The 25,483-nt window shown below is 67.8% G+C and carries 22 protein-coding genes and 1 pseudogene; 11 read left to right on the top strand and 12 right to left on the bottom strand.

Annotated elements, in window-relative coordinates:
- Together A5758_RS24865 and A5758_RS24860 are read right to left on the bottom strand one after the other, a co-directional pair.
- Positions 1-1,913 (bottom strand): CaiB/BaiF CoA-transferase family protein (locus A5758_RS24865; protein WP_067745723.1); only part of this gene is annotated, 1,913 nt, incomplete at its 3' end.
- Positions 1,910-3,379 (bottom strand): aldehyde dehydrogenase family protein, encoded by a 1,470-nt coding sequence (locus A5758_RS24860; protein WP_067745745.1) that lies wholly within the window; start codon positions 3,377-3,379, stop codon positions 1,910-1,912. The genes A5758_RS24865 and A5758_RS24860, both read right to left, overlap by 4 nt.
- Before the next feature lie 200 nt (positions 3,380-3,579).
- Here A5758_RS24860 and A5758_RS24855 point away from each other — a divergent pair, with 200 nt between their 5' ends.
- Genes A5758_RS24855 through A5758_RS24815 form a run of 9 tightly spaced genes read left to right on the top strand, consistent with a single transcriptional unit; the run spans position 3,580 to position 11,351 of the window.
- A complete protein-coding gene (locus A5758_RS24855; protein ID WP_067203816.1) occupies positions 3,580-4,764 on the top strand; it encodes a cytochrome P450 in 1,185 nt (394 codons plus the stop codon).
- A gap of 4 nt (positions 4,765-4,768) precedes the next feature.
- The gene (locus tag A5758_RS24850) at positions 4,769-5,956 is read left to right on the top strand and encodes an acyl-CoA dehydrogenase family protein (protein WP_067745720.1); all 1,188 of its coding nucleotides are present in this window, start codon (positions 4,769-4,771) and stop codon (positions 5,954-5,956) included.
- A gap of 14 nt (positions 5,957-5,970) precedes the next feature.
- Positions 5,971-6,516: a MaoC family dehydratase N-terminal domain-containing protein gene (locus A5758_RS24845; RefSeq protein WP_067745717.1), complete on the top strand. Its 546-nt coding sequence runs from the start codon at positions 5,971-5,973 to the stop codon at positions 6,514-6,516.
- The gene (locus A5758_RS24840; protein WP_067203819.1) at positions 6,516-6,914 is read left to right on the top strand and encodes a Zn-ribbon domain-containing OB-fold protein; all 399 of its coding nucleotides are present in this window, start codon (positions 6,516-6,518) and stop codon (positions 6,912-6,914) included. The genes A5758_RS24845 and A5758_RS24840 overlap by 1 nt, the downstream gene beginning before the upstream one ends.
- Positions 6,915-6,923: 9 nt before the next feature.
- Positions 6,924-8,033, top strand: a complete 1,110-nt coding sequence (locus tag A5758_RS24835; protein ID WP_067745714.1) for an acyl-CoA dehydrogenase family protein — start codon at positions 6,924-6,926, stop codon at positions 8,031-8,033.
- Positions 8,033-8,488, top strand: coding sequence for a MaoC family dehydratase (locus A5758_RS24830; protein ID WP_067745711.1), 456 nt, complete (start codon positions 8,033-8,035; stop codon positions 8,486-8,488). Before A5758_RS24835 ends, A5758_RS24830 begins: the two co-directional genes overlap by 1 nt.
- Complete coding sequence (locus A5758_RS24825) at positions 8,485-9,654, top strand: lipid-transfer protein (RefSeq protein WP_067745708.1); 1,170 nt, start codon at positions 8,485-8,487, stop codon at positions 9,652-9,654. The genes A5758_RS24830 and A5758_RS24825 overlap by 4 nt, the downstream gene beginning before the upstream one ends.
- Positions 9,655-9,666: 12 nt before the next feature.
- Entirely contained in the window at positions 9,667-10,737 is a 1,071-nt protein-coding gene (locus A5758_RS24820) for a zinc-binding dehydrogenase (RefSeq protein ID WP_067203823.1), read from the top strand.
- Positions 10,734-11,351, top strand: coding sequence for a TetR/AcrR family transcriptional regulator (locus A5758_RS24815; RefSeq protein WP_067745705.1), 618 nt, complete (start codon positions 10,734-10,736; stop codon positions 11,349-11,351). The genes A5758_RS24820 and A5758_RS24815 overlap by 4 nt, the downstream gene beginning before the upstream one ends.
- 125 nt (positions 11,352-11,476) lie before the next feature.
- Here the strand turns inward: A5758_RS24815 and A5758_RS24810 are convergent, their stop codons facing one another.
- The 3 genes from A5758_RS24810 to pruA are packed head-to-tail and all read right to left on the bottom strand — an operon-like array spanning position 11,477 to position 14,833.
- Positions 11,477-12,220 (bottom strand): MBL fold metallo-hydrolase, encoded by a 744-nt coding sequence (locus A5758_RS24810; RefSeq protein ID WP_067745702.1) that lies wholly within the window; start codon positions 12,218-12,220, stop codon positions 11,477-11,479.
- A gap of 19 nt (positions 12,221-12,239) precedes the next feature.
- A complete protein-coding gene (locus tag A5758_RS24805; protein WP_067745699.1) occupies positions 12,240-13,202 on the bottom strand; it encodes a proline dehydrogenase family protein in 963 nt (320 codons plus the stop codon).
- Complete coding sequence (gene pruA, locus A5758_RS24800; protein WP_067745696.1) at positions 13,202-14,833, bottom strand: L-glutamate gamma-semialdehyde dehydrogenase; 1,632 nt, start codon at positions 14,831-14,833, stop codon at positions 13,202-13,204. The genes A5758_RS24805 and pruA overlap by 1 nt, the downstream gene beginning before the upstream one ends.
- Positions 14,834-14,914: 81 nt before the next feature.
- Between pruA and A5758_RS24795 the strand changes: the two genes are divergently transcribed.
- Both A5758_RS24795 and fadD21 read left to right on the top strand, forming a co-directional pair.
- Positions 14,915-16,528, top strand: coding sequence for a CdaR family transcriptional regulator (locus A5758_RS24795; RefSeq protein ID WP_067203828.1), 1,614 nt, complete (start codon positions 14,915-14,917; stop codon positions 16,526-16,528).
- Positions 16,529-16,533: 5 nt separating this feature from the next.
- Positions 16,534-18,267: a fatty-acid--AMP ligase FAAL21/FadD21 gene (fadD21, locus tag A5758_RS24790; protein ID WP_067745693.1), complete on the top strand. Its 1,734-nt coding sequence runs from the start codon at positions 16,534-16,536 to the stop codon at positions 18,265-18,267.
- 16 nt (positions 18,268-18,283) lie between these two features.
- On the opposite strand, the gene A5758_RS24785 is transcribed toward fadD21, so the two are convergent.
- The 7 genes and pseudogenes from A5758_RS24785 to fdxA form a co-directional block, all read right to left on the bottom strand.
- Positions 18,284-18,601 (bottom strand): hypothetical protein, encoded by a 318-nt coding sequence (locus A5758_RS24785; RefSeq protein ID WP_067745691.1) that lies wholly within the window; start codon positions 18,599-18,601, stop codon positions 18,284-18,286.
- A complete protein-coding gene (gene sat / locus A5758_RS24780; protein WP_067745689.1) occupies positions 18,598-19,863 on the bottom strand; it encodes a sulfate adenylyltransferase in 1,266 nt (421 codons plus the stop codon). Before sat ends, A5758_RS24785 begins: the two co-directional genes overlap by 4 nt.
- 1 nt (position 19,864) lies before the next feature.
- On the bottom strand, positions 19,865-20,563 hold the full coding sequence (gene cysC / locus A5758_RS24775; RefSeq protein ID WP_067745686.1) for an adenylyl-sulfate kinase: 699 nt from the start codon (positions 20,561-20,563) through the stop codon (positions 19,865-19,867).
- Positions 20,564-20,769: 206 nt separating this feature from the next.
- Positions 20,770-21,143 (bottom strand): annotated as a pseudogene (locus tag A5758_RS26370) (hypothetical protein); the annotation flags it as partial.
- Between the two features lie 38 nt (positions 21,144-21,181).
- The gene (locus A5758_RS24765; RefSeq protein WP_067745742.1) at positions 21,182-23,545 is read right to left on the bottom strand and encodes an APC family permease; all 2,364 of its coding nucleotides are present in this window, start codon (positions 23,543-23,545) and stop codon (positions 21,182-21,184) included.
- A 110-nt stretch (positions 23,546-23,655) separates the two neighbouring features.
- Positions 23,656-24,741 (bottom strand): succinyldiaminopimelate transaminase, encoded by a 1,086-nt coding sequence (gene dapC, locus A5758_RS24760; RefSeq protein WP_067745681.1) that lies wholly within the window; start codon positions 24,739-24,741, stop codon positions 23,656-23,658.
- Between the two features lie 53 nt (positions 24,742-24,794).
- Positions 24,795-25,121: a ferredoxin gene (gene fdxA / locus A5758_RS24755; protein WP_055398945.1), complete on the bottom strand. Its 327-nt coding sequence runs from the start codon at positions 25,119-25,121 to the stop codon at positions 24,795-24,797.
- Positions 25,122-25,483: the final 362 nt, after the last annotated feature.

Genomic DNA, 25,483 nt, shown 5'->3' with positions numbered 1-25,483 from the left:
AGATGTGTATAAGAGACAACCCACACCCCGTCGACACTGGTCGGATACACGCCCTGCAGGTAGCCGCGCCGCCTGTTGCCCTCCCGCGGACGCACGACGCCGGTCATCGAGTACTCGATCACCGGTTCCGCGGTCACGCAGGCGGCAACCTCGATCTGGGCGATCTCGATCAGCTGACCCGTACCGGTGCGGCTCCTGTGCTCCAAGGCGCCCAGCAGCGCGACCCCCGCGTGCACGCCGACGATGGGATCGGCGGGGCCCTGCGGGTTGCATGGCGGACCGTCGGGGTAACCGGTCACGGCCGACATTCCCGAGGTCTGCTCGAAGTTCAGCGCCCACCCGACGTAGTCGCGCCACGGGCCCCGCAGGCCGTATCCCGGCATCCGCACAACGATCACGTCAGGGTTCAGCGCCACCAGCGCCTCGTAGTCCAGGCCGAACTGCTCGACCACCCGGGGCGAGAAGTTCTCCACCACCACATCGGCCTCTGCGGCCAGCCGCCGGGCGATGCCGAGGCCCCGCTCGGAGGTCAGGTCGAGGGTGAGGTCGCGCTTGTTGAGGTTGGTGCCCTGCCAGATGGGGCTGCGTTCATACCAGTCGTCGCCCTCGTAGGCGAAGGCGCCGGAGTAGCGGTGTCCGTCCGGCCGCTGGATCGACTCGACCTTGACGATGTCGGCGCCGAACGCGCCCAGGTAGCAGGTCAGGTAGGCCCCGGCCCAGAACGTGGTCAGGTCGAGGACGCGCAGGCCGGAAAAGGGCAGCGGCCCCTCGGTCCTGTTAAGCGAGCGCGCCGCGGTGGCCCACGGTTCGGGGCCCGTGCCCAGGTTAGGCGCCGGGCGGGGTTGCGGCACCGGGGTTTTCGCGAAACGGAACGGCGGCCCGGGCCGCTGGAACGACCAACCGGGCCCACCGGATTGCACGAAGAAACCGCGCTCGGCGTACTGCGGGCAGGTCGACACGGTGGCCCCGTCGTTGACCGGCGCGGCCGGAATGCGCAGGGCCTGAGCGAGTTCCACGATCTCGCCGACGGTCTGCTGGGCGAGCAACGGCTCCGCCTTGCGGAAGAATTCGTCGCGCTCCGGGCCGCCCATCATGATCGCGATCTGATGCTCGCCGTACTCGGGCAGGCCGAGCATGGCGCACACATCCAGCCAGTGCTGGCCCGTCAGGCAGTTGATGCCCACCCACCCGTCGGCGGCCCGGACGACACCCAGCATGGGCGCCGACCGCAGGTTCGCGGGCAAGCCGAGGCCTTTCATGCGCTGTGCCATGAGCATCGGATAGGGCAGCGTCGACAGCAGTGCCTCGAGCTGGGAGACGTCGACCTCTCTGACCCGGCCGGCGGTCGGCAGCCGCAAGGCGGTCAGCGCGCCCAGCGCGCCGTAAACGCCTGCGACGTACTCGGAGATGCGGGCACCGACCTGCACCGGTGGGCGGTCCGGATCCCGGGCGCTGATCCATCCCGACGCCGCCTGCACGGTCAGGGGTGTGGCTTGCCGCTGCCGCCAGGGCCCGCACTGACCGAATCCAGAGATGCGCAGCAACACCAGGTTTGGGTTCAGCCGGCTCAGGGCGTCCGGGCCCAGCCCCCGGCGTTCCAACATTCCCGGACCGAGATCCTCGATGAGCACGTGCGCCGGCGCGATGAACTCGCGGGTCGCCGCCAGATCACCCGGCTCGGCCAGGTCCAGGGTGGCGCCGCGCTTTCCGGCGTTGAGGTACTCGAACAGTCCGGAGCGCTGCGGGTCGCAGACTCCGCCCGGGAACGGACCCCAGCGGCGCAACGAATCTCCGGCGGGCGGCTCTATCTTGGTGACCTCGGCACCGAGGTCGACGAAAAGCTTTGCGGCGTAAGGACCTGAGATCTCGTTGGCGAGTTCGACGACGTGGAGCCCGGTGAGGGGTCCCGTCATGCCGGGATCCCGATGGCCTTCACCTCCATGTACTGGTGCAGCCCGGTGATACCGCCGCTTTCCCGGCCGAACCCGCTCAGCTTGAAGCCGCCGAACGGCGCATCGCCCGGCCCGACGCCGTTGACCGCGACCTGACCGGTGCGCATCCGCCGGGCGACCGCGACGGCCCGGTCCACGTCGGTGCCCCACACGGCGCCGGAAAGCCCGTAGCACGAGTTGTTCGCGATCGCGACGGCGTCGTCGTCGTCGCGGTAGCGCAGCACCGACAGCACGGGCCCGAACACTTCCTCCTGCGCGATCGTCGAATCCGGTTGCACACCAGTGAGAATCGTCGGTTCGAAGTAGTAGCCGACATCCAGGCCGGCCGGACGGCCGCCGCCGGTCGCCAGCGTCGCTCCGTCGTTGACCGCACCGTCGACGTGCGCCTGCACACGCTCGCGTTGCGCCGCGCTGATGAGCGGCCCCATCTCCACCGCCGGGTCCGTGGGGTCGCCGACCTTGACGTCGCGGGCGAGCGCGACGAGCCGGTCCACGACGTCGTCGTGCAACGAATCGGGAAGCAGCAGCCGGCTGTGCAGGATGCAGGCCTGCCCGGCATGCAGCGAGCAGCAATCGAACAGCATCTGCCGCAGTATGTCGTCGGTCACCTGCGTGTCATCGAGGATGATGCTCGCCGACTTCCCGCCGCATTCCAGCAACAGCCGCTTCATGGCGTCACCCGCGGCCCGCATGACCTCGCACCCGACGGCGGAACTGCCGGTGAAGCTGATCATGTCGATGCGCGGATCCGTCGTGAGCAGCTTGGCGGCCTCGAGGCCCGACGGCGTGACGACGTTGACGACGCCCGGCGGGATGTCGGTCTCCTCGTCGATGATGCGCGCCAGCGCGAGGCCCGCCAGCGGCGTCAGCGGTGAGGGCTTGAGCACGACGGTGTTGCCCGCGGCCAGGGCGTTGTTCACCTTCATCACGTTGAGACAGTGCGGGAAGTTCCACGGCGTCAGGATCGATACGACACCGAGCGGCTCGCGGCGCAACAACGTCGTTCCGGCACCGATCCCGGTGACCGGCTCGTCGACCAGCTTCGTCGCGAGCTGGGCCGCATGCATCGACATGTAGCCGGCGCCGTCGATTTGCATCATGCGTTCGTTGGTGACGCAGCCCCATTCGACCTGTGACAGCGCGAAGATCTCGTCGGCGTGCTTGAGCAGGGCCGCACCGAGCTGATTGAGGCAGCCGGCCCGCTCGTCGGGGCCCATCCGGCCCCACGGCCCGCTGTCGAACGCCCGCCGCGCGGCGTCGATCGCCGCGCCGACCTGGGCGACGCTCGCGTCCGGGGCGGTGCCGATGGATTCCTCGGTGGCCGGGTTGATGTCGTCGTAGCGACCGTCCTCCGGCTCCACCCATCTGCCGTCGATGTAGAGCTGATAGGTGTCGACAAGAGATCGCGGAGTTTGCAGCTCGGTCATGCGGTTCCTCACCCGAACGTCGGTCATATAACCACTTGGTGTACACCCATGCCTCCGTGCCGTCAATCACTAACCACGCGAATTGCGTGCTATTTTCCGGTTTCGCGCCGGTATTGACACGGGTGGGCCGCGCGGGGTAGACACAAGGCCGCAAGACACATCACGTCAATGTGTCGGATTGTCTGCTCAGGGAGGCCGCCGTGCGGACCACTTTGCCCGCTTCTCTGTTGCACTCCCCCGACTTCTATGCCGGCGATCCGTACCCCGCGTACCGCGAGCTGCGCGCGACGGCGCCGGTGTGCTGGAACGACGTCACCAACTTCTGGGCGCTGTTGAAGTACGAGGACATCCGGTTCGTGTCCACCAACCCGGCCACGTTCACCTCCACCCGGGGCATCACCATTCCCGATCCGCAGATGGGGAACGCGGTGCAGGAAGGCAACCTCATCTTCACCGACCCGCCCCGGCACCGGCAGTTGCGCAAGCTGATCAACTCCGGGTTCACCCGGCGGCGGGTGGCCGTCCTGGAGCCCAAGATCCGCGAGATCGTGCGAGGGATCCTCGACGGCATCGAGCCGGATTCCGTGCACGAGTTCGCCGATGAGATCGCCGCTCCGCTGCCCACCCGAATGATCGCCGAGCTCATCGGCGCGCCCGCCGATGACTGGGAGCAGTTCCGGGCGTGGTCGGACGCGGCCACTGGAACGGCCGACCCGGAGATCGAACTCGACCCGATGGTCGCCATGGGGCAGCTGTACGAGTACTTCCAGAAGCTGATCGCCGCCAGGCGCGTGGACGCGCGCGACGACCTGTTGTCGGTGTTGGCCGGCGCGGAGATCGACGGGGTCCGGCTGACCGATGAAGACCTGCTGAATTTCGCCTACCTGCTGCTGGTGGCCGGCAACGAAACCACCCGCAACCTGATCGCGCTGGGCACGCTGGCGTTGATCACGCACCCCGACCAATGCCGCCTGCTGGCCGACGATCCCGCGCTGATACCGGGCGCCGTCGAGGAAATGCTGCGGTGGACCAGCCCCGTCGTGCACATGGCGCGCACCGCGACGACCGACGTCGAGATCCGCGGCCAGCGGATCGCCGAGGGCGATGTGGTCGTGATGCTCTACGGCTCCGCCAACCGGGACGAGGAGATCTTCGGTGCCGACTCCGAGGAGTTCAAGGTGACCCGGCACCCGAATCCGCACATCGCGTTCGGGTGCGGCGAGCATTCCTGTGTCGGTGCGCAATTGGCCAGGCTGGAGGCGTGCGTGATGTTCGACGAGCTGCTGCGCCGCTTCCCCAAGCTCGAGCTGGCGGGTGGGGTGGACCGGATGCGCGCCACTATGGTTCCCGGGGTCAAGCGCATGCCGGTGCGGCTGGGGGCCTGAACCGATGGATTTGGAGTACTCGCCCGAGCAGGAGCGGCTGCGCGCCGAGATCCGCGCCGCGCTGGAACAGGTGATGACGCCCGAACGCAGCCTCGCGCTCAGCGCACGTATGGAGGGCGGCCCCGAAGTGCGCGAGTGCGTGCGGGCGCTGGCCGCGGCCGACCTGCTCGGCGTCGGTTGGCCCAAAGAGTATGGCGGACGCGGGTTCTCGGCGATCGAGCAGTTCATCTTCTCCGAAGAGGCGCAGCGGGTCAACGCCCCGATCCCGCTGGTGACGCTCAACACCGTTGGGCCGACCCTGATGCAGTGCGGCACCGAGGAACAGAAGCAGCAGTTCCTGCCCGCGATCCTCGACGGCAGTGTCGAGTTCGCGATCGGCTACTCCGAGCCCGGAGCGGGTAGCGACCTCGCCTCGCTGCGCACCACCGCGGTCCGCGACGGCGACGAATACGTGATCAACGGCCAGAAGATGTTCACCAGCGGCGCCGCCTACGCCGACTACATCTGGCTGGCCGCCCGCACCGATCCGAATGCCAAGAAGCACAAGGGCATTTCCATCCTGATCGTGCCCACCTCGTCGCCCGGGTTCTCCTGGCAGCCGCTGCACACGATGCCCGGCATCTCCACCTTCTACACGTTCTACGACGACGTGCGGGTCCCGGCCAGCGCGCTGGTGGGTGGTGAGAACCAGGGCTGGCAGCTGATCACCACCCAGTTGAACTTCGAGCGGGCGGCCCTCGGCAACCTCGGGGCGCTCGAGCCGCTGTTCGAGAAGACCCTGGAGTGGGCCGTCAGTACCGACCTCGACGGCGGCCGCGTCATCGACCAGCCGTGGGTGCAGCTCGCCCTGGCCCGGGTTGAGGCCCAAGTCGCCGCCTACAAACTGGTCAACCTTCGCATCAACGCCGCGATGACCAAAGGCGTGCTCAGCATGGGAGAAGCGTCGGCCGCCAAGGTGTTCGGCACCGAGCTGACCCAGCAGGTCGCCCGCCAGCTGCTTGAAGTGCTCGACCACAACGGGGTACGCCAGGGCACCGACGCACCGCTACGCGGCGCGCTGGAAACCGCATACCGATGGGCAGTCATCAATACGTTCGGTGGCGGCGCCAACGAAATCCAGCGTGACATCATTGCCATGGCCGGATTGGGCATGCCGCGAGCTCCCCGTGACCTTCGCGCCACCGCAACATAGGAGGACAGCCGTCAGTGACCGACACAGAAACCGTCAGCGCCAAGGTTAAGGCCCTCGTCGGCCGGCCGACCGGCGGCACCGGAAAGCCCTCGCTGGCCCCGGATCCAGTCAACCAGCCGATGATCCGGCACTGGGCGTACGCGATGGCCGACATGAACCCCGTCTACCTGGACCCGGAGTTCGCCGAGAAGTCGCGGTTCGGCGGCATCGTGTCGCCGCCGGTGATGCTGCAGACCTGGACGATGCCGTCGCCGCTCCTGGAGGGCATCGGCGAGCGTGGTGGCGCACCCATCGAAATCAAAAGCAATCCAACGGCATTCCTCGACGCGGCCGGGTACACCAGCACGGTGGCGACCAACTCGGAGTTCGAGATCGAGCGCTACCCGCGACTGGGCGACGTCATCAGCGCGACGACGGTGTACGAATCGGTTTCCGAGGAGAAGAAGACGGCGCTGGGCACCGGCTTCTTCCTGACCTGGCTGACGACCTACACCGACCAGAACGGCGAGGTCCTGGGAAGGCAGCGATTCCGGGTGCTGCGATTCAGGCCGGAGCGCTGATGGCGACCCGCCTGGCGCCGGCCATTACCCCGGACACCGAGTTCTTCTGGAATGGATTGCGGGACAACAAGCTTCTGATCCAACGCTGCGGCGGATGCGGGCAGCTGCGCCACCCGCCGCGCCCGATGTGCCCGCACTGCCGTTCCCTGGACTGGGGCACCGTCGAGTCGTCGGGCCGCGGCACGGTCTACAGCTACGTGATGCCGCACGAGCCGAAGTTTCCGTTCTTCGAGTATCCCTACGTCGTCGTGCTGGTGGAACTCGAGGAGGGCGTGCGGCTGGTGTCCAACCTGACCGGCATCCACCCGGCCGACGTTACAACCGGGATGCCGGTCGAGGTGTACTACCAGAGCTTCGATAACGACCTGGTGCTGCACCAGTTCCGGCCGGCCACCTAGGCGGAACTCATGGACTTCACCTTCACCGAAGAGCAGGAGACCATCTCCAAGCTCGCCCGCGGCCTCCTCGAGCGACGCGCCACGCCAGAGCGCCTGACCGAGTTGGAAGCCGGCGACACCCGCTTCGACGAAGCACTGTGGAAAGAGCTGGCGGCCATCGACCTGCTGGGCACCGCGCTGCCGGAGTCGGTGGGCGGTAACGGCGGCGGCTTCGTCGAGCTCGGGGTGCTGCTGGCCGAGGTGGGCTGGGCGGTGGCTCCGGTACCGGCCTGGGCGACGCTGGCGCTGGGGGCCGACCCCATCGCAAGGCACGGCAATCCCGAACAGCAGCAACGCTTTCTGCCGGGCGTCGTCGCCGGAAGCCGCATCCTGACCGCGGGTCTGGCCGAGCCGGGCCGCTCCGACGCGACGACTCCCGCCACCACCGCGCGACGCGACGGCGGCAATTGGCGGCTCGACGGCACCAAGGAGCTGGTTCCGGCCGCCCAACTCGCCGACACCGTGTTGATCCCGGCCGCCATGGACGGCGGTGAGGCCGGCCTGTTCCTGGTGGCGGCCGACGCCCACGGCGTCGAGATCCGGCCGGCGGCGACCACCAACCGCGAACCACACGCGGACGTGTATCTCGATGGCGCAACGGTTTCGGACGCCGACCTGATCGTCGGGACAGGCCTGCTCGAGTCGCTGCACACCCGCGCGCTGGTCGGGCTGTGCGCGATTCAGCTCGGCGTCGCGGAGCGAGCCCTGCGGATCGCGGCCGAATACACCACGGGCCGCGAGCAATTCGGCCGGCCCATCGGCAGCTTTCAGGCCGTGCAGCAGCGGATGGCCGACGCGTTCATCGACGTCGAAGCCATCCGGTGGACCACGTGGCACGCGGCGTGGCTGGTCGCGCACGGACGGCCCGCCGACCGCGCCGCGCGCATCGCGAAGTTTTGGGCCGCCGAGGCAGGGGCCCGCGTCGCCGCCACCGCCCAGCACGTCCATGGCGGCATCGGCATCGACGCCACCTATCCCCTGCACCGCTATTTCCTGTGGGCCAAGCACAACGAGCTCACGCTCGGCCCGGCTACCGCACAGCTGGCCCACCTCGGCGCAACGTATTCGGAAGGACATTGATGACGACCACCGCGAGCCGCACCACCACCCTGCGCTGGGCAGACATCTCCGTTGGGGACGGGGTCACCCCACTCGAGATCCCCATCACCACAACGATGATCGTCGCGGGCGCGATCGCCACCCGCGACTTCATGCCCGTGCACCACGACCGCGACTACGCCAACAAGCAGGGCTCGCCCAACCTGTTCATGAACATTCTCACCACCAACGGCTACTGCGTGCGGTTCCTCACCGACTGGGCCGGGCCGGAAGCGATGGTCAACAAGCTGTCGATCCGCCTTGGCGTGCCGTGCTTTCCCGACGATCCGCTGCGCTTCACCGGCACCGTCACCGGCAAGACAGAAGGCACCGATGGGGAGAACTTCGTCGAGGTGACGTTCAAGGGCTCCAACAGCCTTGGCGATCACGTCTCGGGCACCGCGATCCTGAGCCTGCGCGACGGGACGGCCGCGTGAGCGGCTCGCTGCCCGGTGCCGCGGCCATCGTCGGGATCGGCCAGACCGAGTTCTCCAAGGAATCCGGCCGCAGCGAACTCCAATTGGCGTGCGAGGCGGTCAGCGCCGCGCTCGACGACGCCGGCCTGGCACCCGGTGACGTCGACGGCATGGTCACGTTCACCATGGACTCCAGCGACGAGATCGACATCGCGCGCAACGTGGGGATCGGCGACCTGAGCTTCTTCTCCCGCGTCCACCACGGCGGGGGCGCCGCCGCCGGCACCGTGGTGCACGCCGCGATGGCCGTCGCGACGGGCGTCGCCGACGTCGTGGTGTGCTGGCGCGCCTTCAACGAGCGGTCCGGTTTCCGGTTCGGCGGCAGCGGACGCAGCATGGCGGAAACACCGTTGTTCATGGCGCACTACGCACCGTTCGGATTGCTGACTCCCGCAGCGTGGGTCGCGATGCACGCCCAGCGCTACATGTCGACGTACGGGGTCACCAACGAGGACTTCGGCCGCATCGCGGTCGTCGACCGCGCGCACGCGGCCCGCAATCCCGATGCCTGGTTCTACCAGCGCCCGATCACGCTGGAAGACCACCAGAATTCGCGTTGGATCGTCGAACCGGTGCTGCGCCTGCTGGATTGCTGTCAGGAAAGCGACGGCGGGGTCGCGCTCGTCGTCACCAGCGCCGAGCGTGCGCGCGACCTGCGCCAGCCGCCGGCGATCATCACCGCGGCCGCCCAGGGCGCGGCCGCCAACGGCGAGATGATGACCAGCTACTACCGCGACGACATCACCGGCCTGCCCGAGATGGGCGTGGTGGCCAACAGGCTGTGGCGCGACTCGGGGCTCAAGCCGCAAGACATCCAAACCGCGTTCATCTACGACCATTTCACGCCGTTCGTATTCACCCAGCTCGAAGAGCTCGGGTTCTGCGGGCGCGGCGAGGCGAAGGACTTCGCCACCGTCGAGCGGCTGTCGCTGGGTGGGGAGTTCCCGATCAACACCAACGGCGGCCTGCTCGGCGAGGCCTACATCCACGGCATGAACGGCATCACCGAGGGGGTGCGCCAGGTGCGCGGCACGTCCTACAACCAGGTCGACAACGTCGAACATGTCTTGGTCACCTCGGGCACCGGGGTACCCACCAGCGGGCTGATTCTGGCGCCGGCCAACTGAGGGGGAATCATCATGCCGAAGCTCGCGCTGCTGACCGCCCACGGCGGGCCCATCGAGCTGGCCGAATTTCCGTTGTCCACCCCGGCGCCCGGGACGGCGGCGCTCAAGTTGCGGATGGCCGGCATCTGCGGGTCCGACTTGCACATCTTCCGCGGCGAACTGCCGCTGCCGTGCCCGTTCGCCATGGGTCACGAAATGGTCGGCGAGATAGCCGAACTCGGTGAGGGCCTGACCGCCGACGCGACCGGCAAGCCGCTGGCCGTCGGCGATCGCGTGGTGACACCGTACTTCTGGTTCTGCGGTCAATGCCACGCCTGCGCGCGAGGCCGGTCCTATGCGTGCCAGAACCTGATGGCCGGCGAATACCGGACGCACGATCAGGCGCCGCACTTCGTCGCGGCCTACGGGGAGTACTACTACACCAGCCGGCGCCAACCGCTGTACAAGGTGCCCGACGAGCTGCCCGACACGGCCGTCGCCCCGCTGAACTGCGCTCTGGCGCAGGTGCTTTTCGCGCTGCGGGATGTGCGGCTGGGTGACACGGTCGTCATCCAGGGCGCGGGTGGGCTGGGCATCAACGCCGCGGCCGTGGCCCGCACCGCGGGCGCCGCGGAGGTCATCGTCATCGACAAGATCACCGAACGACTCGACGTCGCCGCCGATTTCGGCGCCACCCACTGCATCGACGCGAGCGTGCTCTCGACCGCGCAAGTCACCGAGCAGGTCCACTGGCGCACCGACGGCATCGGCGCCGACTGGGTGCTCGAGGTCGTCGGTGTGCCGGGCGTCATCCCCGAGGGGATCGGGTTCCTCAACAACGGCGGCACGCTCCTCGAGGTGGGCAACGTCGGCATGGGGCGGACTTTCGAACTGGATCCGAGCGCGCTGGTCTACGGCAATAAATCCGTGCGCGGCGTCATGTTCTACGACCCCGTGACGCTGGCGATCGGCCTGAGCTTCCTGCAGCACACCAGCTTCCCGTTCGACCGCCTGATGCCCGATCCGTTCCATCTGGCCGACGTCAACGACGCCTTCGCCTCGGCCGACGCGGGGCTGGTGCCCCGGGGTGCGTTGGTGCCATGACGACTGAAGCTTCCGCATTGACACAGGCGGCCGATACGCGCGAGCTCATCGTGGAATCCGCATACGCCTGCTTTCGCAAGCAGGGGCTGCAGAAGGCGACGATCGTCGACATCGCCCGGACGGCCGGCGTGTCCCGCAGCACCATCTACGAGTACTTCAGCGACAAGGGCGCCATCATCGAGGCGTGCGCGGAACACGCTTCCGAATGGTTCTATCGCGAGATGTCCCGAGCCATGGACCGGGGCGGCTCACTCGAAGAAAAGTTAAGCCAGGCAGCCGTTTTCGTGACCCAGGCCCGGCGGTCTATCGCCTCCGAGAAGTACTTCGACGAGGATGCCGTCAGCCTGTTGCTGACCAAGGATGCCGCCGTGCTGCTGCGCGAATGCGTCGACTTCTTCGCGCCCTACCTGTCGGCCGCCCGCCTGACCGGCGAGGTGCGCAAGGACCTCGACGTCGAGGCCGCCGCGGAATGGTTTGCGCGCATCCTCTTCTCGCTGTTCAGCACGCCGTCCTCGATCCGGGACATGGACGATCCCGAGGTGGCGGCCGAGTTCGTGCGCGCGCACGTGGTGCGCGGTTTCGCGGGCGACCGCCCGCGGCCCCGCCGCGGGTAGTGGCTCAGCGCGTCGCGTGTCAATCCGTGGGCGTCGAGTGTGCGTCCAGGGCGGGAATGGTCGGCGTGTCGCCGCCGGGTGTTCACACTCGAAGCCGTGAGCGCACGGTCGATCGGTCTTGAACATCAGCGGCGCTGTTCGGGCCACACGGTTTCGGCGACGTGAACCGGTCGGCCATGGCCGGGCAGCAGGTGTGCGACCGGTAGTTTTTCGAGACGCCTGCGGGTGGCGGCGGCGCTCGCCGGGTCGACGATCTCCGGTGTGTGCCAAACCTTGCCGCGAACGGTCAGCACGGCGTCGCCGGACAGCAGCGTTCGGGTCGTCGAATTCCACAGCGCGATGCTGTCGTCGGTGTGTCCGCCCGCGTTGATGACGGTCCAATCCGGCGCGCCGGGCAGCGGCTGGTCGTCGGCAAGGCCACCGCTTGGGGATGGCCCCGTCCAGCGCATGCCGGCCGGCGTGCCGTATCCCGCCACCCGGGCGCCGCTGAGCAGCCCCGCCACACCGATGCGATCGAGCGGCTGGTCGATCAGGGTGGGCCAGATACGTGCGGCGCGGGCCGGCGTCGGCGTGCGCGGCTTCGCTCCGCCCAGATAGGTAAGTGTGCGGGCGGGCAACCAGATTGGTGCGCGATAGCGGGCCGTCAGTTCCGCCGCGCCGGCGACATGATCGCTGTGCCCATGAGTCGCCACCACGGCATGCACGGTGCCGACATGACCCAGAACGGGCGCCAGATCGCTGGCGACCCGCGGCAGTCCGGCGTCGACGACCACCGCGCCGTCGCCGCCGTGCAGGACGTAACAGTTGAAGACCCAGCGCGAGACCCGGGTGATACCGAGATCGGGCATCTCCTCGATGACCAGGCTCATGGCCGAAAGGCTACGCCGCTCAGTGACCGCGCTGCGCCAGCGCGCGCAAGAAGAACGTCAGGTTGGCGGGCCGCTCGGCCAACCGGCGCATGAAGTAGCCGTACCACTGGGTGCCGAACGGCACGTAGACGCGGACGTGGTTGCCGGATGCGGCCAGCCGCCGCTGTTCGACCTCGCGGATGCCGTACAGCATCTGGTACTCGAAATCGGTTGCTCCCCGGCCAGCTTCGCGTGCCAGCGCGGGCACCGCCTCGATGATCGCCGGGTCATGGGAGGCCACCATCGGGTAGCCCGAGCCGGCCATCAAGACCCGCAGGCAGCGCAGGTACGCATCGGTCACCGCGGCGGGATCGCGGTAGGCCACCGCGGCCGGTTCGTCGTAGGCGCCCTTGCACAGCCTGATCCGCGCCCCGGACGCCGCGAACTCTTCGCAGTCGTCGAGCGTGCGCCGGAGGTAGGCCTGCAAAGCCACGCCCAGCCAAGAGAATTCGCACCGCAGGTCGCGCACGATTGCCAGCGTCGAGTCCGTCGTTGTGTGGTCTTCGGCGTCCACCGTCACCCAGACGCCCGCCCGCTGCGCCGCTTGGCAGATCACGAAGGCGTTTTCCCGGGCGACCTTCTCACCGTTGCGATCCAGCGACTGTCCCAGGGCCGACAGCTTCAGCGACACCTCGAGCGGGCGGACGGCGGCGTTGTCGCCGAAGCGGGCCAGGTGGTCGATCAGGTCCAAATAGACGCGCACCGCCGCACCGGCGTCGTCGGCGGCGGTGACGTCCTCGCCCAGGTAGTCGACGCTGACATGGCGGCCCGAAGAGCGAAGGGCCGCAACGCTGTCCAGCGCGCTGTCGATCGTCTCGCCGGGCACGAAGCGGTGCACCACGCGACGGGTAACCGGCAGCCCTTCGGCGGCCCGGCGCAACCCCGGTCGCCGGCTGGCGGCCATGATCGCGGGCCGAATGGTGCTGGCGAACACGCCGCCCATCAGTCGGCCGCCATGTGCGGGTAGGTGTGGTGGGTCGCCGGGACGAACGTCTCCTTGATGGTGCGGGCCGACGTCCAGCGCAACAAGTTCAGCACCGACCCGGCCTTGTCGTTCGTCCCCGAGCCGCGCGATCCCCCGAACGGCTGACGTCCGACGACCGCGCCGGTCGGCTTGTCGTTGACGTAGAAGTTCCCCGCGGCGAAGCGCAGGCGGTCCTGGGCGGCCAGCACGGCGTCGCGGTCGTCGGCGATGACCGCGCCGGTCAGCGCGTACCGCGACCCGGTGTCGATCACGTCCAAGATCCGCTCGTAGTCGTCGTCGGGATAGACGTGCACCGACAGCAGCGGACCGAAATACTCGGTGGCAAACGCTTCGTCGGTCGGGTCATCGGAGAGCAACACCGTGGGGCGGACGAAATAGCCAACGCTGTCGTCGTATTCGCCGCCGACGGCGATGGTGACATGGGCCGCGCTCTTGGCTCGCTCGAGGGCGTCGACGTTCTTGATGAACGCACGCCGGTCGATCAGCGCGCCGCCGTAGTTGGTCAGGTCGGTGACGTCGCCGTAGCGCAGCGCAGCGGTCTGGCCCAGGAAGTCGTCGCCCATCCGACGCCACACCGAATGTGGGACGAACGCCCGCGACGCCGCCGAGCACTTCTGCCCCTGGTAGTCGAACGCGCCGCGAATGAGCGCGGTGCGCAGTACATCCGGCCGCGCCGAGGGGTGTGCCACCACGAAGTCTTTGCCACCGGTCTCGCCGATCAGCCGCGGATAGCTTTGGTAACGGCCGATATTGGCGCCGGCCTGCTGCCAGAGGTGCTGGAAGGTGGCCGTCGACCCGGTGAAGTGGATGCCGGCGAGCCGCGGGTCGGCCAGGGCCACGTCGGAAACCGCGAAGCCGTCGCCGGTGACGAGGTTGATCACACCGGGCGGCAGCCCCGCGGCCTCGAGCAGCTGCATGGTCAGATAGGCCGACAGCGTCTGGGTGATCGACGGCTTCCACACGACGGCGTTGCCCATCAGCGCGGGCGCGGTCGGCAGGTTGCCGGCGATCGAGGTGAAGTTGAACGGCGTGATCGCGTAGACGAATCCGTCCAACGGGCGGTAGTCGCTGCGATTCCACTCCCCCGGTCCGCTGATCGGCTGCTGCGCCAGGATCTGACGCGCGAACGCCACGTTGAACCGCCAGAAGTCGATCTGTTCGCAGGGCGAGTCGATCTCGGCCTGGTAGACGGATTTGGATTGGCCCAGCATCGTCGCGGCGGCGATCTTCTCCCGCCACGGCACGGCCAGCAGGTCGGCGGCGCGCAAGAAGACGGCCGCGCGCTCGTCGAACGGCATCGCCGCCCAGGCAGCTTTCGCGGCCATTGCGGCGTCGATCGCCGCCGCCGCGTCGGCGTGGACGGCGTTCGTCAGGGTGCCCAGCTTGGCGGCATGCCGGTGCGGCTGGACGACGTCGATGCGTTCACCGTCGCCCATCCGGTGCGTACCGCCGATGACGTGCGGGAGGTCGATGGGGTGATCGGCGAGGGCGGCCAATTCGGCGCGCAGCCGGGCGCGTTCCGGGGAGTGCGGCGCATAGTCGTGGACCGGCTCGTTGGCCGGCAGCGGCACCTGGGTTATCGCGTCCATGCTGCCAGGATCCTCGCCGCGGCTACCCGCGGAGTTAGCCGATCGGACAAGACTACGGCTGTATGGTAGTACGATCGGACAATGGCGGGTGTGGGGCTGGGTCAGCTGTTGCTCGCGCTGGACGCGACCCTGGTCCGCCTGGTGGACGCGCCGCGGGGCCTGGACCTTCCGGTGGGCTCGGCGGCGTTGATCGACAGTGACGACGTGCGGCTTGGGCTGGCGGCGGCCGCGAGCTCGGCCGACGTGTTCTTCCTGCTGGGCGTGGCCGACGACGAGGCGCTGCGATGGATGGACAAGCAGGCCCGCGAGCGCGTTCCGGTGGCGATCTTTGCCAAGGAGCCGTCCGCCGCGTTGGTGAGCGCGGCGGTCGGCACGGGGTCGGCGGTGGTCGCCGTCGAGCCGCGGGCCCGCTGGGAGCGGCTCTACCAGTTGGTCAACCACGTGCTGGAGCATCACGGGGACCGCGCCGACGCGGCGGAGGACTCGGGCACCGACCTGTTCGGTTTGGCGCAGTCGCTGGCCGACCGCATCCACGGCATGGTCAGCATCGAAAACGCCCAATCGCACGTGCTGGCCTATTCGGCATCCAACGACGAAGCCGACGAGCTGCGCCGCCTTTCCATCCTGGGGCGGGCGGGGCCGCCCGAGCATCTCGAATGGATCGGCCAGTGGGGCATTTTCGATGCGCTGCGGGCGAGCGATCAGGTGGTGCGCGTGGCCGAGCGTCCGGAGTTGGGGCTGCGGCCGCGGCTGGCCGTCGGGATCTACCAGCCCGCGGTGGATGCGCGGCGGCCCCCATCGTTCGCCGGCACGATCTGGGTGCAGCAGGGCGCGCAACCGCTGGCCGACGACGCCGAGGCGATGCTGCGCGGCGCGGCGGTACTGGCCTCGCGCATCATGGCGCGGTTGGCGGCCCGCCCCTCCACGCACGTGCGGCGGGTGCAACAGCTGTTGGGCCTGATCGACGGCGAGCCCGACGCGGCCGCCGTCGCACGCGAACTCGGCCTCGCCGCCGACGGCGACGCCGCGCTGATCGGCTGGGACGCAGCGGACACCCCAGCGGACAGCGCGCCCCGTCAGGCACGCTTGGCCGACGTAATGGCGCTGAGCGCCAGTGCTTTTCGGCGGGATGCCCAGATCGCCTCGCGTGGATCACGAATCTATGTGCTGCTGCCCCAGACGCAGACCCGCTCGGTCACCTCGTGGGTCCGCGGCACCATCGCGGCGATGCGCTCCGAGCTGGGGGTGCAGCTGCGGGCCGCCATCGCCGCCCCCGTCGCCGGCCTCGCCGGGGTCGCGGCCGCGCGCACCGAGCTGGACCGCGTACTGGACAGCGCTGCGCGCCATCCTATTTCGATTCCGCAGGTGACATCGCTGGCCGAGGCGCGCACCACCGTCTTGCTCGACGAGGTCCTCACCCTGGTCGGCCGCGAAGAACGATTGGTCGATCCGCGGATCGTCGAACTGCGCGCGCGAGAGCCGGTACTGGCCGAGACCCTGCGGGTGTATTTGGACAGCTTCGGCGACATCGCCGCCGCCGCGCAGTCGCTGCACGTGCATCCCAACACGGTCCGCTACCGCGTGCGGCGCATCGAGAAGTTGATGTCGACTTCGCTGGTCGATCCCGAGGTGCGGCTGCTGTTTTCGCTGGGATTGCGACTCCCGGGTGCACCGTGGCGGGAGGCGGTAACCTAACGTCCATGTCGAGCGCGTCCGTGGTGTCACTGCTGCGTGAACGCGCGGGTCTGCAGCCCGACGACGTCGCCTTCCGGTATACCGACTACGAACAGGATTGGGCCGGCGTTACCGAGACGTTGACGTGGGCGCAGCTGTACCAGCGCGCCCTGAACGTCGCGCACGAGCTCAAGCGGCACGGCGCCGTCGGGGACCGGGCCGTGATCCTCGCTCCCCAGGGCCTGGCCTACATCGTGGCGTTCCTGGGGGCGATGCAGGCCGGGCTGATCGCGGTGCCGCTGTCCGTGCCGGCGGCGGGCTCGCACGACGAACGGGTGAGCGCCGTCCTGGCCGACACCACGCCCACCGTCATCCTCACCACGTCCACGGCCGTCGAAGCCGTCACCGAGTACCTTCACCAGCCGGGATCGGCCCCGGCCATCGTCGAGGTCGACGCCCTGGATCTGGACGACGCCAGCGCGCCGAGCGTCCGGATCAGCGGCGCTCCCGAAACGGCGTACCTGCAGTACACGTCGGGCTCGACCCGGCTTCCCGCCGGGGTGATGATCTCGCACCGAAATCTTCAGGTGAACTTCCAGCAGCTGATGCTCGACTTGTTCCCGGACTCGAATGGCATGGCGCCACCCGAGACCACCATCGTGTCGTGGTTGCCCTTCTATCACGACATGGGCTTGATGCAAGGTGTCATCATCCCGATCCTGAGCGGTTACCCCTGCGAGTTCACCAGTCCGATCGCTTTCCTGCAGCGTCCGGCGAGGTGGATCCAAGCGCTGGCCAAACCCAGCCCCCGCTTCTCGGCGGGACCGAACTTCGCCTTGGAACTGGCCCTCCGGAAGACAACCGACGCCGACATGGCCGGACTTGATCTCGGCAACGTGCTGGGCATCGTCAGCGGTGCCGAGCGAATCCACCCCGCCACCCTGGACCGGTTCTGCAATCGATTCGCCCCGTACAACTTTCGCGATCACATGATGCGCCCGTCCTACGGTCTGGCGGAGGCGACCGTCTATGTCGCCACCCGCAGTGTGAGAGGCGCACCAGCAGTCGTTCACTTCGAACCCGAGAAGCTGTCGGAGGGCAGCGCGGAACGTTGCTCAGCTGGGACCGGCGTACCGCTGCTCAGTTACGGCATGCCGAAGTCGCCGACGGTGCGGATCGTGGACCCCGACACGAGCATCGAACTTCCCGCCGGAACGGTCGGGGAAATCTGGGTGCACGGCGATAACGTCGCCGAGGGCTATTGGCGCAAGCCGGACGAGACGCAGGACACCTTCGCTGGAAAGCTGGCCGACACGTCGCCGGGCACACCCGAGGGGCCGTGGCTGCGCACCGGCGATCTCGGCTTCGTCTCCGAAGGAGAGATGTTCATCGTCGGCCGAATCAAGGACTTGCTGATCGTCTACGGGCGCAACCACTATCCCGAGGACATCGAGTCGACGGTCCAGGGGATCACCGGGGGCCGGGTTGCGGCGATCTCCGTCCCGGTGGACGAGACCGAAAAGCTGGTGACCATCATCGAATTGAAGCAGCGCGATGATTCCGACGAGGAGGCGCTACACCGGCTTGCCGTCGTCAAAAACGATGTCACCGCGGCGATTTCGAGCGCGCACGGCCTCAACGTCGCCGACCTCGTCTTGGTGTCACCGGGGTCGATTCCCACCACGACGAGCGGCAAGATCCGGCGGGCCGCCTGCGTAGAGCAATACCGCCGGCAGCAGTTCACCCGGCTGGACGCCTGAACGGCGTTAGTTCCGGCTAGGGTTGCGCTTCGGTAAGGAAGCGGTCCACCACGTCGGGACCGGTGGAGTGCAGCGCGATGGACAACTCCAACAGCCTGTCCTTTACCTTTTTGGGCAGCAATTCGATGGACTTAGTGGTGGCGGAGTCGTATTTGGCCCCCGGGAAGCGTTGCAGCACAATGTCCTTCTGCGCTTCGGTGGTGTAGATCTCCAACAGCTTCATACCGGCGAAGGCATCCTTGGCCGAGTCGGCCATTCCGGCGCGCGCCAGCGCCTCGAGCCGTTCCTCGTTGATCCACACGTTGACCTTGATCTGCTTCTCGGCGCCGCTCATGAGGTAGCTTCCTCCAACCGGTTCAGCGTGAACACCGGCAGCCTGTCCTTCAGGTAATCCTCGGTCACGAACGGCGAGCCCTGGCCGTATTTGGCGGCGGAGTCCAAGACCACCTCGAACACCTCGTGGCGCATGACCTGCTGGGTGGGCTTCACCTCGTCGGTGAGGATGCTACGGATCAGGCTGCCGCTGAAGCTTTGCGCCTGGGAGTCGTGACCGCACAACGCGGAGTTGGTCACCTCCCGGCATTCCGGGCAGTACCAGTTCTCCCGCAGGAACACCGGTTTGATGCCCAGCTCCGACCGGTGTTGCTGCAGCAGGTTCTGCGAGTCATACGGGTCGTAGAAGTCGCCGACGCCGGCGTGGTCGCGGCCGAACATGTGGTGCGTGCAGCCGAGATTCGTCCGCAGGATCGCGTGGAAGATCGCCTCGCGGGGCCCCGCGTACCGCATGTCCCACAGCGTGAAGGTCACCTTGTGGACGTCCTCGCGGAAGTACCCGCTCTTCCTCAGCTCGTCCTGCGCCAGCAGGATGGCCTCGTCGATGTAGTCCCCCACCCGCTTCTGCCCGATGATGGCGTTGACGAGCACGCCGGTGTTGAGGTTGTCGACGGGCATGTCTTCGTTCGCGGCCAGCCACGCCTGCTTCATCAGCGCCTCGTGTCCGGTGTGGGGGACGTTGCGGGTCTGGTGGGCGACGACGTGCTTCCAGTCCTTCTCTGCGAGCGCATCGCGGTGCTGCCTGGGCGTGAGCCAGAAGCTCTTGAAGGGCTCGTTGAACACCGGCTCGTTGATGAGCGTGACGTCACCGGCGATGAACCGGTTCGCGTATGCGAGCGCCTTCTTCACACCCGGGTGCCTGGGATCGGTTGTACCGTACGTCTTCTCGGCGAAGCGCTGCAGGTCGTACTCGTAGATCTCGGTGACGTCGAGGATCGCGATCGGTGCGCCGAGGTACTCCAGCACGACGCTGCCGCCCTCGTTGACCCCCAGCTTCTCGACGTCGTCGGACGACAGGTCGAACACGATCGGGATGCTCCACAGCGTTCCGTCCGGGAGCCGCAATTTGTCCAGGGTTCCATCGACCTCTTGCCGCCCCATGAACCCCGACAGTGGGGTGAAGAACCCGTAGGACAGGCTGATCACCTCGTGCGCGGTCGCCTTGGAAATCGGCACGCGCGGCAGGCCTTTGATCTGTCCGGCGGCGCTGTCCGTGGACACTCTTTCCACGATCGGTTTCCCGTTGTGACCGTGATAGTTCATCTCATGACCTCGCTTCGCGGTGTGGGTCGAACTCTCGGGCGGCAGCGGCGCGGGCGGGAATGACGCCCTCCTTCTCGAGATGCGAGACCACTTCCTCGGCCAGCGTGTCCGCCTCCTTCGTGCCACCCTCGAGCCGCAGCTCCGGGCTCAGCGGCGCTTCGTACGGATCGTCTATTCCGGTGAAACCCCGAATCTCACCGGCGCGAGCCTTCTTGTACAAGCCTTTCGGATCACGCTGCTCGCAAATCTCGATCGGCGTATCGATGAAGATCTCCAGGAAATCGCCCTCGGCGAGGGTGGCGCGAACCGCGTCGCGATCGTGCCGGTACGGGCTGATGAAGGCCGTCAAGGTGATGACCCCGGCGTCGCAGAACAACTTCGCGACCGCGCCGAGGCGCCGGATGTTCTCCTCGCGGTCCTCGGCGGAAAACCCCAGACCGAACCGCTTCGCGAACTCGACTCCGTGGCGCTCTTCGAGGAGAGTCGGGCCCGCGTTGAGCCCGTGGCGGACGTTGTCGCCGTCCAGCAGGTAGCTCCGCACGCCGCGCTCGTACAGCTTCTGCTCGACGATGTTCGCGACCGTGCTCTTACCGCTGGCGCTCAGCCCGGTGAACCAGATAACGCAGCCCTTGTGGCCGTTGAGCCGTTCGCGCGCCTCGCGAGAGATCTGGTGGTCGTGCCAGGTGATGTTGTTGGACATCCTCAGCTCCTCGTCGGCTTTTCACGCCTCATCGGTACGTGGCCCGTGGTCCTCTCAACCGGCGCCCCGCCGCGCTCATTCCTGGCAACGACCGTGCGCGGCATCGCCTACGAGTAAAACCGGACTTCGGCAAGTCTACAAGTTAAGATGGTCAGTTTAGGGTGGTTTTCGGGGTCGCGTGGCGGCACTCGGCGATCCGGGGCAGGGCCGGCGCCGGCACCCACCAGCCGGACCGTGGCGGCGCGTCGTGGATCGGGTAGTGCGTGGTCCGCGGCAGCGGCAGCCCGCCGTCGGCCTTGCGTTGGTTCACGGTGGTCAACAGGCGGCGAACGGTCTCGGGGTGGCTGAACGTCAGCAACGCCACGTCGACCGCGAACAGGGACAGGTCGCCTCAGAAAGGAATCAGCCCGAGGTGGGTGTCGCGAGATGTCGCGCTTGCAACAGCTACGTCGTCGGCGAACTTGGTGCGGCGCGAGACGTAGACATGCTCAATCCCCATGTCCCGCAGCGATTGCCGGCGCTGCGGGTTGCTCGCGGTCGCCAAGGTCTCGCAATCCGCGGCCGGGGCGATCGCGATTCGCAGAGAGATCCGGCCACTTTTGCCCCCGCCGCGGGACGTTACGTTTCGCCGGATTCGCCGGATTCGCCGGCGTCGACGGCCTTCGCGGGGTCCTCGATCACGCAATACGTCGGATCGATCATCGAGATGGGCCGGTTGCCGGTCTGGCGCGCCTTCCCGGTGATCCGCAATAGCTGGCCGGGCTGAATGTCGGCGCCCCCATGACCGGGACGGAACGTGACCGTCATTTCCCCGCTGTTGTCCCCGACGACCACCTGTCGGAAGGTGCGCCCGCGGTCGGTGACGTCCTCGACCTGGTTGACCCGCCCTTCGACGGTGGCCCGCTGCCCCGAGATCAGCCCGGCCACCAGGATGACCGAAGCCGGCCGCTCGGGGTGCTCGTAGGCGTCCACCTTCTCGTCCTCACCCTTGGACACCCACGCCTCGAGCTTGTCGATCTCCTGGGCGATCCGCTGCTCGAAGGTGTCGGGGTAGGCCTCCTTGATGCGCGATTCCACGTCGTAGGGCACGATCGTCGCCGCCGCATCGGGGATCAGGCTCACCGCGCTGGAGATCTTGTCCGCTGTGCGGTCGTGCAGCAGCCGGCCCAGCAGCCGCCCGAACGTCCGGCGCGGCAGCAGCACCGTCACATTGGTGTGGGGTTGTTCCTCGCGCGCCTTGGCAACCAGCAGCTGCGCGGACCGGATGATCCGGCGGTCCGGGCAGTCCACCACACGCAGCGGGGTGTCGAGACCGAAGTGATCCCAGCGCTTTCGCAGTTGCGTGGCGTGGGCCGGGTCGACCATGAAGTGCACCGCGGTCAGCTCGTCGGCCCGTAATCCCCTGCCGTAGCGCAACGCTTCGATCACCGCCAGGTCGACCGAGTCGACGAACACGAACACCCGGTGTCGCGCGTACTTCACCAACTCCGGACGGTCGGTGCGGAACATCTCGAGAATGGCTGCCTCGGCCCGGTATTCGCGGTTGAGCCGCATCAGCATGAACACCAGCAGCGGGAAGACGACGACCACCAGCCACGCGCCCTCGGTGAATTTGGCCACCGCGAAGATGCCCACAACGATCGTCGACAGGATCGCCGCGGACAGGTTGATCGCCAGGCGGCGTCGCCACCCCGGTTCCCGGTGTGTCAGATGGTGTTTGGTCATCCCGTAGCCGGCCATCGAGAACCCGGTGAACACACCGATCGCATAGAACGGGACCAGCGCGTTGACCGACCCTCCGGTCACCACCAGCAACAGCACCGACAGCGCCGTCAGGGTGATGATGCCGTTCGAAAAGACCAGCCGGTGGCCGCGTTTGGTGAGTTGGCGCGGCAGGAAGCGGTCCTCGGCGACGAAACTGGCCAGCGCAGGGAATCCGTTGAAACTGGTATTGGCACCGGTGAACAAGATGGCCGCGGTCGCGGCCTGGACCAGGATGTAGAAGACGTCGCCGATCACGCCGTTGCCGAAGACGGCACGGCCGATCTGGGACAGCACCGACGGGTATTCCGTGAGATAGGGCGTGGCGTGGGTGACGTGGGCCAGGTAGGCGACGCCGGCCAGCAGGAGGCCGAGGACGGTGGCCATGGCGGTGAGCACGCGGCGCGCGTTGCGGCCCTGCGGCTTTCGGAAGTAGTCGACCGTGTTGGAGATGGCCTCGACCCCCGTCAGCGACGAGCCCCCGTTGGCGAACGCACGCAGCAACACCAAAATCGTGGCGCCCAGCACCAACCCGTTGCCCTGGTGTACCGGCACGGTTCCGGCCATGTGCGCGGGATCGTAAACCGGTAGGTTCCCGGCGAATGCGCGAATCACGCCGACCACGATCGTCAGGCCGACCATGACGATGAAGGAATAGGTCGCCACCGCGAACGGCAGTCCCGCCTCCTTCAGCCCACGCAGATTCGCGTAGCAGATGGCAAGCACCACAGCGACGGTGAGTTCGAGGCTGTACGGGCCCAGCGCGGGAAGCGCCGACACCACCGCGACCGTCCCGGCCGCCGATTGCACCGCAACGGTGACGACGTAGTCGATCAGCAGCGCCGCGGCGGCGATTTGCGCCACCCGGGGCCCGAAGTTGTCCCGCGCGACGATGTAGGAGCCGCCCGCGCGGGTGTAAGCCATCACCACCTGCCGGTACGAGGCGGCCACCAGCACCAGGATGAGCAGGATGACGCCGGTGATGGGAAGCAACAGCAGGAAGGCGGCCAGCCCGGCATGCGGCAGCAGTTCGATCAGGATCTGCTCGGGACCGTAGGCGACGGACGAAACGGCGTCCGGCGAAAGCGCGCCCAGGGCAACCGGATTCGACAGCTTCTCGGAGGCGATGTCCTCAGTGATCAGGGGCTTTCCCAGGAACACCCGCTTGACGATGTCCCCGACCGAAAGGGGGATGCGCAGCTTGTCGGCCGAAGTTGTCACGACCACCGTCCTTACCCGAGGTTGAGCGGGCGAAACACCTTCGATGCATTGTGCACGCTGGCGGCCGCCATGGTGGCAGCTGGTCGGATTCGGATTCGGATCAGTTTCGGCTAGGCCAGCCGCCGCACGGCGGCGGAGATCCGCTCGTCGGTCGCCGTCAGCGCGACGCGCACGTGCTGCGCGCCCCGCGGGCCGTAGAAGTGGCCGGGCGCCACCAGGATGCCGCGCTCGGCCAACCACGTGACGGTGTCCGCGCACGGCTCGCCGCGGGTCGCCCACAGATACAGGCCGGCCTCGGAGTGGTCCACGGCGAATCCGGCCGAGCGCAGCGCCGGCAGCAACGCCTCCCGCCGCCGCTCGTACCGTTCGCGCTGCGCTCGCTCGTGGGCGTCGTCGTCCAGGGCGGCGACCATGGCAGCCTGCACCGGCGTCGGCACCATCATCCCAGCGTGCTTGCGCACCGCCAGCAGCTCGGCCACCAGATCGGCATCCCCGGCGACGAATCCGGCCCGGTAACCGGCCAGCGACGAGCTCTTCGACAGCGAGTGGATGGCGAGCAGTCCACTGTGGTCGCCGTCGCAGACCGACGGATGCAGGATCGACAGCGGCTGCGCCTCCCAGCCCAGGCCCAGGTAACACTCGTCGGAAGCCACCACGCTGCCCCGCTCGCGCGCCCAGCCGACCACTTTGCGCAGGTGGTCGACGCCCAGCACGCGCCCGGTCGGGTTGCTCGGGGAGTTGAGGTAGACCAGCGCCGGCGATTGCGGGCCCAACTGGGTCAACGAATCCGCCCGCAGCACCGTCGCTCCGGCCAGCCGCGCCCCGACGTCATAGGTCGGATACGCCAGCTCGGGCACCACGATCACGTCCGCGGACCCCAGCCCCAGCAGGGTGGGCAGCCAGGCGATGAGCTCCTTGCTGCCGATCACCGGTAGCACGGCTGCCTCGGTGAGGCCGGTGATGCCGAAGCGGCGGGCCAGCGCGGCGACCGCTGAGTCCCGCAGGCGCGGGGTGCCGGCGGTGGCGGGATATCCGGACGCGGAACCGGCGGCGGCCAGCGCCTCCTGGATGATCGGGGCGACCGGGTCCACCGGGGTGCCGACGGACAGGTCGACGATTCCGCCGGGATGGGAACCGGCCAGCGCTTTCGCGTCGGCCAGCGTGTCCCAGGGGAATTCCGGCAGGGACGCCGACACTCGCCCGCGTGGGGCGCGCGGCCTCACCCCGGGCCTATCCAGCACCGGCCCGCTCAGTCGCCCTCGCCCTGGGGCGGCAGGTCCTTGACGACCTGCGGGTCGTTCTCGGTCATGCCGACCTTGGCGGCGCCGCCCGGCGATCCCAGCTCAGTGAAGAAGTCGGCGTTGATCTGCGTGTACTGGCTCCACTGCTCGGGCACGTCGTCTTCGTAGTAGATCGCTTCGACGGGGCAGACGGGCTCGCACGCCCCGCAGTCGACGCACTCGTCGGGGTGGATGTAAAGCATCCGCGCGCCCTCGTAAATGCAGTCGACCGGGCACTCCTCGATACATGCCTTGTCTTTGATGTCGACACAGGGCTCGGCGATCGTGTAGGTCACAGACGTCTCCTCCATGTACTACTTCGGTGTGGGCTGCTCTTCGGCTCGCGCCCGGTGCTTCCGGCCGCTCAAGGACAAAGCTTTCGGTTACTGATACTAGACGTTGCACATACACGTCAACCACTTGGCGCGCCCGTTAAGTTGACGATTTAAGACTGCCAGTCTCGGACGCCGCGACCGGGGTCGGTTTCGCCGAGGGCGAACAGGCTGCCCAGCCTGCTGACCTGCGAAAAGTCGCACTTCCGCGGCGCTCCGCGATATGCATTGCGCTGGAAGCACAATCGCGGCGCCTGGTAACCTCGAGCGGACGGCAACCGCGGGGCAGATGTCGTGGCCGTGAAGCGGTGCATTAACTGGGGAAG

The organism is Mycobacterium sp. 852014-50255_SCH5639931, from assembly GCF_001665605.1.
GTDB classification, from domain to species: Bacteria; Actinomycetota; Actinomycetes; order Mycobacteriales; family Mycobacteriaceae; genus Mycobacterium; species Mycobacterium paraffinicum.
The sequence above is the reverse complement of the archived record's forward strand: the minus strand, read 5'-3'. Positions and strand labels throughout refer to the sequence as shown.